The sequence below is a fragment of the Streptomyces sp. NPDC038707 genome (assembly GCF_040636485.1).
GTDB lineage: Bacteria > Actinomycetota > Actinomycetes > Streptomycetales > Streptomycetaceae > Streptomyces.
This window is the reverse complement of record NZ_JBEZUP010000018.1, coordinates 24744-37121: the sequence shown is the minus strand read 5'-3', so window position 1 is coordinate 37121 and position 12378 is coordinate 24744. Positions and strand designations below refer to the sequence as shown.

12 protein-coding genes are annotated in these 12378 nt (G+C 71.2%); 5 read left to right on the top strand and 7 right to left on the bottom strand.

Annotated elements, in window-relative coordinates; all coding sequences use genetic code 11:
- Positions 1–66: 66 nt before the first annotated feature.
- Entirely contained in the window at positions 67–522 is a 456-nt protein-coding gene (locus AB0E62_RS23880) for a flavin reductase family protein (RefSeq protein WP_362197245.1), read from the top strand.
- Between the two features lie 154 nt (positions 523–676).
- Here the strand turns inward: AB0E62_RS23880 and AB0E62_RS23875 are convergent, their stop codons facing one another.
- Positions 677–2500 carry a phosphoenolpyruvate carboxykinase (GTP) gene (locus AB0E62_RS23875; RefSeq protein WP_362197242.1) on the bottom strand — a complete coding sequence of 608 codons (1824 nt, stop codon included), beginning with the start codon at positions 2498–2500 and terminating at the stop codon, positions 677–679.
- A gap of 290 nt (positions 2501–2790) precedes the next feature.
- Between AB0E62_RS23875 and AB0E62_RS23870 the strand changes: the two genes are divergently transcribed.
- The gene (locus AB0E62_RS23870; RefSeq protein ID WP_189751076.1) at positions 2791–3504 is read left to right on the top strand and encodes a hemolysin III family protein; all 714 of its coding nucleotides are present in this window, start codon (positions 2791–2793) and stop codon (positions 3502–3504) included.
- Positions 3505–3562: 58 nt separating this feature from the next.
- Positions 3563–4297, top strand: coding sequence for a Mut7-C RNAse domain-containing protein (locus tag AB0E62_RS23865; protein WP_362197239.1), 735 nt, complete (start codon positions 3563–3565; stop codon positions 4295–4297).
- Between the two features lie 21 nt (positions 4298–4318).
- Here AB0E62_RS23865 and AB0E62_RS23860 read toward each other — a convergent pair whose 3' ends face one another.
- From AB0E62_RS23860 to mca, 3 genes are all read right to left on the bottom strand, one after another.
- A complete protein-coding gene (locus AB0E62_RS23860; protein ID WP_362197236.1) occupies positions 4319–6343 on the bottom strand; it encodes a thioredoxin domain-containing protein in 2025 nt (674 codons plus the stop codon).
- Between the two features lie 171 nt (positions 6344–6514).
- Positions 6515–6757 carry a hypothetical protein gene (locus AB0E62_RS23855; RefSeq protein WP_362197233.1) on the bottom strand — a complete coding sequence of 81 codons (243 nt, stop codon included), beginning with the start codon at positions 6755–6757 and terminating at the stop codon, positions 6515–6517.
- Positions 6750–7610 carry a mycothiol conjugate amidase Mca gene (mca, locus tag AB0E62_RS23850; RefSeq protein WP_362197532.1) on the bottom strand — a complete coding sequence of 287 codons (861 nt, stop codon included), beginning with the start codon at positions 7608–7610 and terminating at the stop codon, positions 6750–6752. The genes AB0E62_RS23855 and mca overlap by 8 nt, the downstream gene beginning before the upstream one ends.
- Positions 7611–7734: 124 nt before the next feature.
- On the opposite strand from mca, the gene AB0E62_RS23845 reads away from it, so the two are divergent.
- Both AB0E62_RS23845 and greA read left to right on the top strand, forming a co-directional pair.
- Positions 7735–8133, top strand: coding sequence for a DUF4307 domain-containing protein (locus AB0E62_RS23845; RefSeq protein ID WP_362197230.1), 399 nt, complete (start codon positions 7735–7737; stop codon positions 8131–8133).
- Positions 8134–8327: 194 nt separating this feature from the next.
- Complete coding sequence (gene greA, locus AB0E62_RS23840; RefSeq protein WP_362197227.1) at positions 8328–8825, top strand: transcription elongation factor GreA; 498 nt, start codon at positions 8328–8330, stop codon at positions 8823–8825.
- A gap of 113 nt (positions 8826–8938) precedes the next feature.
- Here greA and AB0E62_RS23835 read toward each other — a convergent pair whose 3' ends face one another.
- The 3 genes from AB0E62_RS23835 to ilvA all read right to left on the bottom strand — a co-directional run bounded on the left by AB0E62_RS23835 (position 8939) and on the right by ilvA (position 12258).
- Complete coding sequence (locus AB0E62_RS23835) at positions 8939–9796, bottom strand: ABC transporter permease (protein ID WP_362197224.1); 858 nt, start codon at positions 9794–9796, stop codon at positions 8939–8941.
- On the bottom strand, positions 9793–10821 hold the full coding sequence (locus AB0E62_RS23830) for an ATP-binding cassette domain-containing protein (RefSeq protein ID WP_362197221.1): 1029 nt from the start codon (positions 10819–10821) through the stop codon (positions 9793–9795). Before AB0E62_RS23830 ends, AB0E62_RS23835 begins: the two co-directional genes overlap by 4 nt.
- 207 nt (positions 10822–11028) lie before the next feature.
- The gene (ilvA, locus tag AB0E62_RS23825; protein WP_362197218.1) at positions 11029–12258 is read right to left on the bottom strand and encodes a threonine ammonia-lyase; all 1230 of its coding nucleotides are present in this window, start codon (positions 12256–12258) and stop codon (positions 11029–11031) included.
- Between the last annotated feature and the right edge of the window lie 120 nt (positions 12259–12378).

Sequence of the window (12378 nt, the reverse complement as noted above, 5' to 3'; positions counted from 1 at the left end):
GAGCGCAAGGGAGCACCGGTGGCGGACTCAGGGGGAAGGACCGCGCCGGCTTCGTTCCGGCAGACGATGGCGAGGTTCGCCTCCGGCGTCGTCGTCCTCACCGTCGGCGAGCCACACGTCCACGCGATGACCGCGAACGCCTTCGGCTCGGTCTCGCTCGATCCACCGCTCGTGCACTGCTGTGTCGCGCACACCGCGGTGATGCACTCCAGCCTCACCAGGTCACGCGGGTTCGGGGTGTCGATCCTGGGCGCGGGCCAGGAGACGCTCGCGCGCCGTTTCGCCGACAAGGCCCGGCCGCTGGGCTGGGCCCAGTTCGACGGCGTCGGCTGGCGCCCCGGCCCGCTGACCGGCGCGCCGCTGCTGACCGGCGCGCTCGCCTGGCTGGAGTGCGAGCCGGCCGGCAGCCATGTCGCGGGCGACCACTCCCTGTTCCTCGGCGAGGTGCTCTCCGCCACCACCGGGGACGGGGACGCGGCCCTGCTGTTCTACGCGGGCCGCTTCCAGCGGACCGGAAGGTGAGACAACGGGGGTGTGACAAGGGGGGTGTGACAACGGGGTGTGTGACAACGCCCCGCACGCCGTTGTGCGGGGCGGGTCGGTCACCGCGGCCGGTCGTGACGATCGCTGGTCAGGGCACATCCGGACCGGCCGCGGAGTCTTTCGGGTACGGGCCTCAGCCCAGGCGCTCCAGCAGCGCGTGGTACTGGTCCCACAGCTCCTTCGGGGTGTGGTCGCCGAAGGTGTTCAGGTGCTCGGGGACCAGGGCGGCCTCCTCGCGCCAGACGTCCTTGTCCACGGTGAGCAGGAAGTCCAGGTCGGCCTCGGGCAGTTCGAGCCCGTCGGTGTCCAGCGCCCCCTTGGCCGGCAGGATGCCGATCGGGGTCTCGACGCCCTCGGCCCTGCCCTCCAGCCGCTCCACGATCCACTTCAGGACGCGGGAGTTCTCGCCGAAGCCCGGCCATACGAACCTGCCCGCGTCGTCCTTGCGGAACCAGTTGACGTAGTAGATCCTCGGCAGCCTGGACTGGTCCCTGTCCTTGGCCACGTCGATCCAGTGGGCCATGTAGTCACCCATGTTGTAGCCGCAGAACGGGAGCATGGCGAACGGGTCGCGGCGCAGCTCGCCGACCTTGCCCTCGGCCGCGGCGGTCTTCTCGGAGGCCACGTTGGCGCCGAGGAAGACGCCGTGGTTCCAGTCGAAGGACTCCGTCACCAGCGGTACGGCGGTGGCGCGGCGGCCGCCGAACAGGATCGCCGAGATCGGCACGCCCTTGGGGTCCTCCCACTCGGGCGCGATGATCGGGCACTGCGAGGCCGGGACGGTGAAGCGGGCGTTGGGGTGGGCGGCCGGGGTCCCGGACTCCGGCGTCCAGTCGTTGCCCTTCCAGTCGGTCAGGTGGGCCGGGGGCTCCTCGGTCATGCCCTCCCACCACACGTCGCCGTCGTCGGTGAGGGCGACGTTGGTGAAGACCGCGTTGCCCCACAGGGTCTTCATGGCGTTGGCGTTGGTGTGCTCGCCGGTGCCGGGCGCGACGCCGAAGAAGCCCGCCTCGGGGTTGATCGCGTACAGGCGGCCGTCCTCGCCGAACCGCATCCAGGCGATGTCGTCGCCGACGGTCTCCACCGTCCAGCCGGAGATGGTGGGCTCCAGCATGGCGAGGTTGGTCTTGCCGCAGGCGGAGGGGAAGGCGGCGGCGACGTACTTGGCCTCGCCCTGCGGCGGGGTGAGCTTCAGGATCAGCATGTGCTCGGCCAGCCAGCCCTCGTCACGCGCCATGACCGAGGCGATGCGCAGCGCGTAGCACTTCTTGCCGAGCAGGGCGTTGCCGCCGTAACCGGAGCCGTAGGACCAGATCTCGCGGGTCTCGGGGAAGTGCGAGATGTACTTGGTCCGGTTGCACGGCCAGGGGACGTCCTCCTGGCCCGGCTCCAGCGGGGCGCCCAGGGTGTGGACGGCCTTGACGAAGAAGCCGTCGTCGCCCAGCTCGTCCAGGACGGCCTGGCCCATGCGCGTCATGGTGCGCATGGAGACGGCCACGTACGCGGAGTCGGTGATCTCCACGCCCAGCGCGGACAGCGGGGAGCCGAGCGGGCCCATGCAGAACGGCACGACGTACATCGTGCGGCCCCGCATCGAGCCGCGGAACAGGCCCTCATCGCCGGTGAAGATCTCCCGCATCTCGGCGGGCGCCTTCCAGTGGTTGGTCGGGCCCGCGTCCTCCTCCTTCTCGGAGCAGATGAAGGTGCGGTCCTCGACGCGCGCGACGTCGGTCGGGTCCGAGGCGGCGTAGTAGGAGTGCGGGCGCTTGACCGGGTCCAGCCTCTTGAACGTTCCCCTGTCGACCAGTTCCTCGCACAGCCGCTCGTACTCGGCCTCGGAGCCGTCGCACCAGACCACGCTGTCCGGCTGCGTCAGTTCGGCGATCTCGTTGACCCACGAGATCAGTTCCCGGTGATGGGTGGGGACGACGGTGGGAGCCGCGTTGTCGCGCGCCACGATTGCTCCTAATTGAGGGTTTTTGGGTGTTTTCGCCCCGTGGGGGCCGCGACCCGGATGCTTCGTAGCCCGCTCATCCGGTGCCGACCGCACTCATTTGATCATCCGAGTCTAATGCCCATCTGTCCAGAGGGCATCACAAGTGAGCGGCGTGAGGAATCCCACGATGTCCAGGCTGTTTTGCGTCCACGTTGGGTTCAGCTGAAGAATTTTTTGCCCGGCACCTTCCGGTGGCGCGGATGCATACGCATTGACGTTTGATTTACGGAGGCGTCGGTACCATGCCCCGCATGACTGCGTCCGTCCCCGACGCGCCCACGGACACGCCGGCCGCCGGCCGCGGTCCCGTCGCGCTTTCCCTACCGCATCCGGTCAAGCCACGGCTCCGGGGCTGGCTGCACCTCGGCATGTTCCCGGCCGTACTCATCGCGGGCCTCGTGCTCACCGCCCTCGCCGACTCGACCAGAGGCCGCATCGCCTGCGGCATCTACGTCCTGACGGCGTGTCTGCTCTTCGGCGTCAGCGCGCTGTACCACCGGGGCAACTGGAGCCCCCGCATGGACGGCGTGCTGCGCCGCCTCGATCACGCCAACATCTTCCTGATCATCGCGGGCACCTACACCCCGCTGACCCTGCTGCTCCTGCCCGACGGAAAGGGCCGCTGGCTGCTGTGGGGCATATGGGGCGCCGCCGCGGCCGGCATCGTCTTCCGCGTGTTCTGGGTCGGTGCCCCTCGCTGGCTGTACACGCCCTGCTACATCGCGATGGGCTGGGCGGCCGTGTTCTTCCTGCCCGACTTCCTGCGCGCCGGCGGCATCGCCGTCCTGGTCCTGGTGGTCGTCGGCGGCCTGCTGTACAGCGCCGGCGGCGTGATCTACGGCATCAAGCGCCCGAACCCGTCACCGCGCTGGTTCGGCTTCCACGAGGTCTTCCACTCCCTCACCCTCGCCGCGTTCGTCGTGCACTACGTCGGCATCTCGCTGGTCGCCTACCAGCACGCGTAACCCGCCCCCGGAGGAAAAACGCCGTGGTCCGCGCGGGGTCCCGTGCGATGCTGGGCGGGTGAACGGTACGGAGATCCACGTCGAAGTCGACCCCGCGCTGCACCTGTTCGTGCCGGCCGCCCGCCGGCACGGGGCCACGGCGCTGGCCACCGACGGCGTCTCGACGCTCGGCCATGTCGTCGAGTCCATCGGCATCCCGCTCACCGAGGTCGGCACCCTGGTCGTGGACGGCCGCCCGGTCCCGCCCGGGCACGTCCCGGGCGCGGCCGAGCGGGTCGTCGTCCGGCCGGTGGAGCGCCCCCAGCGGGTGCCCGGCGCGCCACTGCGCTTCCTCCTCGACGTCCACCTCGGCACCCTCGCCCGCCGGCTGCGCCTGCTCGGCGTGGACACGGCGTACGAGTCGACGGACATCGGCGACCCGGCGCTCGCCGCCCGGTCGGCGGCCGAGAAGCGGGTGATGCTCAGCCGCGACCGGGGCCTGCTGCGCCGCCGGGAGCTGTGGGCGGGCGCGTTCGTCTACAGCACCCGCCCCGACGACCAGCTGGACGACGTCCTCGACCGCTTCGCCCCCGAGCTGCGCCCCTGGACCCGCTGCACCGCGTGCAACGGCCTGCTCCGGGACGCCGCCAAGGAGGAGGTCGCCGACCAGCTCGAGGGCGGCACCCGGCGCACGTACGACACGTTCGCCCGGTGCGCGGACTGCGGTCGCGCGTACTGGAAGGGCGCGCACCACGATCAGCTGGAGGCCATCGTGGAGCACGCCCTGAACCGCCGCGGCGCGGCCCGGCGCTGACGCCCGTTCAGCCGGCGGGCCTCAGGCCAGCCTCGCGCGCAGTGCCTCCGGGTCCGTCACCGGCAGGTCGCAGACGAAGCCCCGGCACACGTACGCGGCCGGCGCGCCGTCGATGAGGGTGCGGCCGGCCAGCAGCGGGAACTCCCCGCCCTCCGGAGTGCCGCAGGCGACGACGGCGCCCGGGGCGGCGGCCAGCAGGGCCGTACGGTGCAGGGCGGCCGTCCGCTCGTCGTCCGGGCCGGGGCCCACGACGGCCACCTCGCGCGGCCCGTCGAGCAGTGCCTCGGCGACGGCCAGCCCCCATCCGATGAACCGCGGCACCCGCGGGCCGAGGGTCTTCACGACCCCGAGCGCCCGCTCGGCGGCCACCCGGTGGGCCTCGGAACCGGTGTGGGCGGCGTAGCCCAGCAGCGCGCCGGCCGCGGCGGTCCAGCCGGAGGGGGCCGCGTTGTCGGTGGGGTCCTGGGGCCGGCGGATCAGCCGCTCGGCGTCGGACGCGGTGTCGTACAGGGCGCCGGTCTCCGGGTCGGCGAACCGCGTCAGGACCTGGTCGAGCAGCAGTCCGGCGAAGTCCAGCCAGACGCCCTCGCCGGTGACCGAGGCCAGCGCGAGGAAGCCCTCGGCCACATCGCCGTAGTCCTCCAGCACCCCCGCGTTGGGGCCGACCCGGCCGTCCTTGCTGGTGCGGGCGAGCCGGGCGTGCTCGTCCAGGTGGACGCGGACGAGCAGGTCGGCGGCGCCGAGCGCGGCCTCGACGAGGTCGGGCCGGCCGAAGTAGGCGCCGGTCTCGGCGAGCGCGGCGACGGCGAGCCCGTTCCAGGCGGCGACGACCTTGTCGTCCCGGCCGGGGGCGGGCCGCCGGGCTCGGGCGTCGAACAGCCTGCGCCGCACGGACGCGATCCGCTCCGCGTCGTGCACGCCTTCCGCCTGCGGCAGTTGCAGCACCGACTGCCCGTGCTCGAAGGTGCCCTCCTCGGTCACGCCGAAGTACTGGGCCGCGAGTCCGGCGTCGTCGCCGAGGACGTCGCGCAGCTGCGCGGGCGTCCACACGTAGTACGCGCCCTCCACGTGCCGTCCGGTGCCGTCGTCGCTGTCGGCGTCGAGGGCGGAGGCGAACCCGCCCTCGGGCGTGCGCAGTTCGCGGACCAGGAAGTCGGCGGTCTCCAGCGCCACCCGCCGGGCGAGGTCCGAGCCGGTGGCCCGCCACAGATGCGCGTACACCCGGCACAGAAGGGCGTTGTCGTACAACATCTTCTCGAAATGGGGCACCGTCCAGTCCCGGTCGACGGAGTACCGGGCGAACCCGCCGCCGAGCTGGTCGTAGATCCCGCCCCGGGCCATCCGCTCGCAGGTGTCCACGGCCATCTGCAGCGCGCCCTCGGCGCCCGTGCGGGCGTGGTGGCGCAGCAGGAACTCCAGCACCATGGACGGCGGGAACTTGGGCGCGCCGCCGAATCCGCCGCGCTGCGGGTCGTACTCGCGGGTGAGGCCCAGCAGGGCCTGGGCGAGTTCCTGCTCGCCGGGCGCCTCGGCGGCCTGCCGGACGATCTCCCGCTGGGCGAGATCGCGGACGATCTTCCCGGCGACCTCGGCGACCTCGTCGTGCCGGGTCGTCCAGGCCTGCTGGACGCCCTCCAGCACCTGCCGGAAGGAGGGCATGCCGTGGCGCGGGGCGGGCGGGTAGTACGTGCCGAAGTAGAAGGGTTCGGCGTCCGGGGTGAGGAAGACGGTCATGGGCCATCCGCCGTGCCCGGTGGCCGCCTGCACGGCCTCCATGTACACCGCGTCCACGTCCGGCCGCTCCTCGCGGTCGACCTTGACGCTGACGAAGTGCTCGTTGAGATAGTCGGCGGTGGCCTGGTCCTCGAAGGACTCGTGGGCCATGACGTGGCACCAGTGACAGCTGCTGTACCCGACGCTCAGCAGGACGGGTCTGTTCGTCCTGCGGGCCTCGGCGAAGGCCTCGGCCGACCACGGCCACCAGTCGACGGGGTTGTCGGCGTGCTGGAGCAGATACGGGGACGTCTCATGGGCCAGTCGGTTCACCGTTCCACTCTCCCACGGGCTCCGGCGGCGCGTAGGGCTACGGCCCACCGGCGCGGTGCGGGGCCGCCTTGCCCGCGGCGGCCGGGCCGGGGCCGGGCACGGCTGCGGCCCGCCACGCCCGTGCGGTGACGGGGGTGGCGGTACCGGCGGGGTGGTGAGCCCCGGGCGGTCCTACCGGGCCGGGGAGCCCGCCTGCTCGCCGGCCGGTTCCGCCCCGGCGTCCGGGGTCTCCTTGAAGTCGACCTTCTGCATGTGCTTGCTCATCGACTTCATCAGGCCCCAGACGGCCAGGGCCATCACCGCGAACACGATGAAGCCGAGGACACCGGGGGTGACCTTGTTCTGGTCCACCTCCTTGGCGAGGGGGACCAGGTGCGTCATTGCGAGGCTCACGCTTGCGCTCATGTCAGGCATTGTCCCGGATGCCCGCGAAGAGGTCTTCCTCGGGGAGGGAGGTATCGACCAGGGACTTCGCGAGCTCGTACTCCTCGGTGGGCCAGACCTCCTTCTGGAGCTCCAGCGGCACCTTGAACCAGCCGCCGTCCGGGTCGATCTGCGTGGCGTGGGCGATCAGCGCCTTGTCGCGGATCTCGAAGAAGTCCGCGCAGGGAACGTGCGTGGTCAGCGTCCGCTCGGTGCGCGAGATCTCGTCCCAGCGCTTGAGCCAGTCCCCGTAGGGCGACTCCAGGCCGCGGTCGAGCATGGCCCGGTGCAGGGCCTCGGTGCGGGGGCGGTTGAAGCCCTGGTTGTAGTAGAGCTTCAGCGGCTGGAAGGCGGGCCCGTACTCGTCCTCGGGGTACTTGCGGGTGTCCGCCGCGCCCTCGAACGCCACCATGGAGATCTTGTGGGTCATGATGTGGTCGGGGTGCGGGTAGCCGCCGTTCTCGTCGTAGGTGGTGATCACCTGCGGGCGGAAGGAACGGATCTTCCGCACCAGCTCACCGGCCGCCTTGTCGACGTCCTCCAGGGCGAAGCAGCCCTCGGGCAGCGGCGGCAGCGGGTCGCCCTCGGGCAGCCCGGAGTCCACGAAGCCCAGCCACTCCTGCTTGACGCCGAGGATCTCGCGGGCCTCGTCCATCTCCTTCTTGCGCACCTCGTGGATGTGCTCCTCGATGTACGCGTCGCCCTGCAGCTTGGGATTGAGGATGGACCCGCGCTCTCCGCCGGTGCAGGTCACCACCAGCACGTCCACCCCCTCGGACACGTACTTCGCCATGGTGGCCGCGCCCTTGCTCGACTCGTCGTCGGGGTGCGCGTGAACGGCCATCAGTCGCAACTGGTCAGTCAAGACTCAATCCTCGGTAACTCGGCGCCCCCGTGGCTCCGGGCGCAGTCGGCGGCTTCTATAGTGACTCACTCGGGGGGCGAATAATTCCGCGGAGAGGACGATCATGAGTACCGCGAGCACGCGGCTGCCCGAGGGTCGCTACGGCCGTTCCTCGGACGAGCGCGCCGACCGCAAGCTCAGGATCGCCGCCTCGGTGCTGGGCGCGGCCCTGCTCGCCCTGGTCGGCTACTTCGCCTACCACTATGTGGCGCAGAACGAGATCAGCGCCCAGGTCATCACCTTCCAGGCCTCCGACGACGCGGTCAAGGTCCATCTGGAGGTGCACAAGGACGCCGGCGCCTCCGGCTACTGCACCGTGCGCTCCCAGTCGGGCGACGGCGCCGAGGTGGGCCGGGCCGACTACCGGTTCTCCGGGCCGGACACGCGCATCGACAAGGTCGTCACGCTCCGTACGACCGCCCGGGGGACGACGGCCGAACTGCTCGGCTGCCACGCCGACTGACGGCCAGGCCGCGGACACTCCCCGGCTTCACCCGGAATACGTAAGCCCTGACCTGCGTTGATGAGATTTACACGGCTTATGTCCTCCCCCTTTCGCCCATGAATTGTTAGGCTCGTGGTTTCGCCCATCCATGAGGGAACATTCTTCTGGGTAGGGCGATGCTTTGTATCCCCAGTACCGACGAGGAGCACCCTGTGACCCAGACCAGCGAGAACGTCACCTGGCTGACCCAGGAGGCGTACAACAAGCTCAAGGACGAGCTTGAGCACCTTACTGGTCCTGCGCGCACGGAGATCGCCGCCAAGATCGCGGCTGCGCGTGAGGAGGGCGACCTGCGCGAGAACGGCGGGTACCACGCGGCCAAGGAGGAGCAGGGCAAGCAGGAACTGCGCGTGCGCCAGCTGACCCAGCTCCTCGAGAACGCCAAGGTCGGCGAGGCGCCGGCCGCGGACGGCGCCGTCGCCCCGGGCATGGTCGTCACGATCGCCTTCGACGGTGACGAGGACGACACGCTGACGTTCCTGCTCGCCTCCCGCGAGTACGCGAGCGCCGAGATCGAGACCTACTCCCCGCAGTCCCCGCTGGGCGCGGGCGTCATCGGCCACAAGGTCGGCGAGGACGCGGAGTACGAGCTGCCGAACGGCAAGAAGGCCTCCGTGCGGATCCTGAAGGCCGAGCCCTACACGAGCTGATCCGGGTTCCTGGTTCGCTTCCGGCCCCCGGCCGCCCCCCTCGGGGCGGCCGGGGGCCTTTGTCATGTGCGGAACCGGGGGCGCGAGGACCCTGTCCTCCCTCGCGCCGCTGGTCAGGCGGTCGCGGAGCGGTACTTGCGCACCGCGAGGGTACGGAAGACGACGATGATCAGGACCGAGTAGAGCAGCGAGGCCCACACCGGGTGCTGCATCGGCCAGGCGCCCGAGGCGGACTGTCCGGGGTTGGCGAAGAGCACACGGGCCGCCTGGACGGTGGCGCTGAACGGGTTCCACTCGGCTATGTGGCGCAGCCAGGGCGTCATGTTGGCGGTGTCCACGAACGCGTTGGAGATGAAGGTGACCGGGAAGAGCCAGACGAGCCCGCCGGAGGTGGCCGCCTCGGGGGTGCGCACGGTCAGCCCGATCAGCGCGCCGATCCAGGTGAACGCGTACCCGAGCAGGAGCAGCAGCCCGAAGGCGGCGAGGACACGGCCGGCGTTCGTGTCGCCGTAGGAGCCGGTCCGCCAGCCGACCAGGAGCGCGACGACCGCGAGGACCAGCAGGGTGAGTGCCGTCTGCACCAGGTCGGCGAGGGTGCGGCCGGTCAGCACCGCGCCGCGCGCCATGGGCAGGGAGCGGAAGCGGTCGATGAGCCCCTTGTGCATGTCGTCGGCGATGCCGGCACCGGAGCCCGCGGTGGCGAAGGTGACGGTCTGCGCGAAGATGCCGGCCATCAGGGAGTTCTTGTAGTCGAGGGCACTGGTGCTGGCGCCGATCTTCATGGAGCCGCCGAACACATAGGTGAACAGCACCACGAACATGATCGGCTGAATCAGTCCGAAAATTAACATTTCCGGGATCCTGGACATGCGGATCAAGTTGCGTCGGGCAACGATCAGCGAGTCCCGTACGGACCGGCCGACGGCGTTGCCGGGTGCGGCGGCGGGCGCGGCCTCGGTGACGGCGCTCATTTCACGGCCTCCTTGCCGTTCCGTTCGTTCTCGTCGTTCGGTTCGTTCTCGTCGTTCGGTTCGGTCCGCTGGTCCCGGTCGGGGGCGTCGGCCGCGTGTCCCGTCAGGGACAGGAAGACGTCGTCGAGGGTGGGGCGGCGCAGTCCGATGTCGTCTATCTCGATGCCCCGGGTGTCCAGCTCGCGGATGATCTCGGCGAGCAGCTTGGCGCCGCCGGTGACGGGCACCGTGAGCCGCCGGGTGTGCTCCTCGACCGTCGTCTCGCCCTTGCCGAAGCCGCGCAGCACCTCCGCCGCGGTGGCCATGCGGCCCCGGTCCTGCACCACGACCTCGACGCGCTCGCCGCCGGTGCGGGCCTTGAGCTGGTCGGAGGTGCCCTGGGCGATGACCCGGCCGTGGTCGACCACCGCGATGTCATGGGCCAGGTGGTCGGCCTCCTCCAGATACTGCGTGGTGAGCAGCAGCGTCGTCCCCCCGGAGACGAGTTGCTTGATGACCTCCCACAGCTGCTGGCGGTTGCGCGGGTCGAGGCCCGTCGTCGGTTCGTCCATGAACATCACCGGCGGGGAGACCACGAGGGCGGCGGCGAGGTCCAGCCGTCGGCGCATGCCTCCGGAGTAGGTCTTGGCGGGGCGGTCGGCGGCATCCGCGAGGTGGAACTGCTCCAGCAGCTCCGCCGCGCGGGCCTTGGCCGCCTTCGCCCTCATCTGGTACAGCTGCCCGACCATCTGCAGGTTCTCCCGGCCGGTCAGATACTCGTCGACCGCGGCGAACTGGCCGGACAGGCCGATGGAGCGGCGCACGGCGTCGGGGTGGCGCAGGACGTCCACGCCCGCGACGACCGCCTTGCCGCGGTCGGGGCGCAGCAGGGTCGTCAGGCAGCGGACCGTCGTCGTCTTGCCGGCGCCGTTCGGCCCGAGCAGGCCGAGGACCGTGCCCTCCGGCACGTCCAGGTCGACGCCGTCCAGTGCCCTTACGTCACCGAAGGTTTTCACCAGGCCTTCGGCATAGATGGCCCCTGGCATGTCTGTCTCCACGTCGTCGGGGATTTTCGTGACGGACTCTTCGCAAAAGCTAGGTGTGTCCGCCCGGCAGCGCCCCCCTTTTGCACCGGCGCGCACAGCTCCGGCACCGATGCGGGCAGGCAGCCCGGCGACCACACGAGAAATGTAACGCGATGTATCGCGTCTCTCAAGGGACCTCACCCGAAAGGGTGGTTGGCGGTCACAGGGTCAGGCGATGACGGTGTAACCGGCGTCCCGCAGGGCCCGGCCGACCTCCGTGCAGTGCGCCGGCCCCTTGGTCTCCAGGTGCAGCTCCACCTCCGCCTCGGCGAGACCGAGGCGCGGGTCGGTGCGGACGTGGCTCACGTCGAGCACATTGGCGTCGGCCGCCGACAGCACCCCGAGGAGCGTGGCGAGCGCGCCCGGGCGGTCCGTCAGCCGCAGCCGTACCGCCAGGTAGCGGCCCTGAGCGGCCATGCCGTGCCGCAGCACGCGTTGCATCAGCACCGGATCGACGTTGCCGCCGGAGAGCACCGCGACGACCGGTCCCCGGAAAGTGTCCGGCGCGGCCAGCAGCGCGGCGACCGGGCTGGCCCCGGCCGGCTCCACGACCAGCTTGGCCCGCTCCAGGCAGAGCAGCAGCGCCGCCGACAACTGGTCCTCGCTGACCGTGCGCACCTCGTCGACCAGCTCGCCGACGATCCCGAACGGCACCGCGCCGGGCCGCCCCACCCGGATGCCGTCGGCCATCGTCACCGGGTTCCGCAGCGACACCGGGTGCCCGGCCGCCAGCGAGGGCGGGTAGCAGGCGGCGCCCTCCGCCTGCACGCCGACGATCCGCACGTCCGGCCGCAGCGCCTTCACCGCGACCGCGATCCCGGCCGCGAGTCCGCCGCCGCCCATGCCGACGACGATCGTGCCCGCCTCCGGGCACTGCTCCAGGATCTCCAGGCCGACCGTGCCCTGGCCGGCGATCACGTCCGGGTGGTCGAAGGGGTGGATGAACACCGCGCCGGTCCGGGCCGCGTACTCCTCGGCGGCGGCCAGCGTCTCGTCCACCACCTGGCCGTGCAGGCGCACCTCGGCGCCGTACTCCCGGGTCGCGCTGACCTTCGGCAGCGGCGCGCCCTCGGGCATGAACACCGTGGCGTGCACGCCCAGCAGCGAGGAGGCCAGCGCCACGCCCTGCGCGTGGTTGCCGGCGCTCGCGGCCACCACGCCGGCGGCCCGCTCCTCCGGCAGCAGCCCGGCGATCCGTACGTAGGCGCCGCGCAGCTTGAACGAACCGGTCCGCTGGAGGTTCTCGCACTTCAGGTGGACCGGCGCGCCGACCAGCCGGGACAGGTGCCGGCTGCCCTCCAGCGCGGTCACCCGGGCCACGCCCGACAGCATCTTCCGGGCGCCGCGGACGTCGTCGAGGGTGACGGAACGCAAGGTGCCGGCCGTGCGGTAGCTCATATCACCAGCATCGCAGTTCACGTTTGCGCACGACGGGTGTGACCAAGCTGCGAGACCGGTTCGCACAGCGCCGGTACGGCCCGGCCCCGGGCCGCGTACCCTGTCCCCCAACCCAGCAGC

Excerpts from the sequence above, each read along its gene's own strand:
- AB0E62_RS23880 (WP_362197245.1), top strand. The coding sequence starts at position 67 with ATGGCGAGGTTCGCCTCCGGCGTCGTCGTCCTCACCGTCGGCGAGCCA.
- AB0E62_RS23870 (WP_189751076.1), top strand. The coding sequence starts at position 2,791 with ATGACTGCGTCCGTCCCCGACGCGCCCACGGACACGCCGGCCGCCGGC.
- AB0E62_RS23855 (WP_362197233.1), bottom strand. The coding sequence starts at position 6,757 with ATGCCTGACATGAGCGCAAGCGTGAGCCTCGCAATGACGCACCTGGTC.
- mca (WP_362197532.1), bottom strand. The coding sequence starts at position 7,610 with ATGGCCGTTCACGCGCACCCCGACGACGAGTCGAGCAAGGGCGCGGCC.
- AB0E62_RS23845 (WP_362197230.1), top strand. The coding sequence starts at position 7,735 with ATGAGTACCGCGAGCACGCGGCTGCCCGAGGGTCGCTACGGCCGTTCC.
- AB0E62_RS23835 (WP_362197224.1), bottom strand. The coding sequence starts at position 9,796 with ATGAGCGCCGTCACCGAGGCCGCGCCCGCCGCCGCACCCGGCAACGCC.
- AB0E62_RS23830 (WP_362197221.1), bottom strand. The coding sequence starts at position 10,821 with ATGCCAGGGGCCATCTATGCCGAAGGCCTGGTGAAAACCTTCGGTGAC.
- ilvA (WP_362197218.1), bottom strand. The coding sequence starts at position 12,258 with ATGAGCTACCGCACGGCCGGCACCTTGCGTTCCGTCACCCTCGACGAC.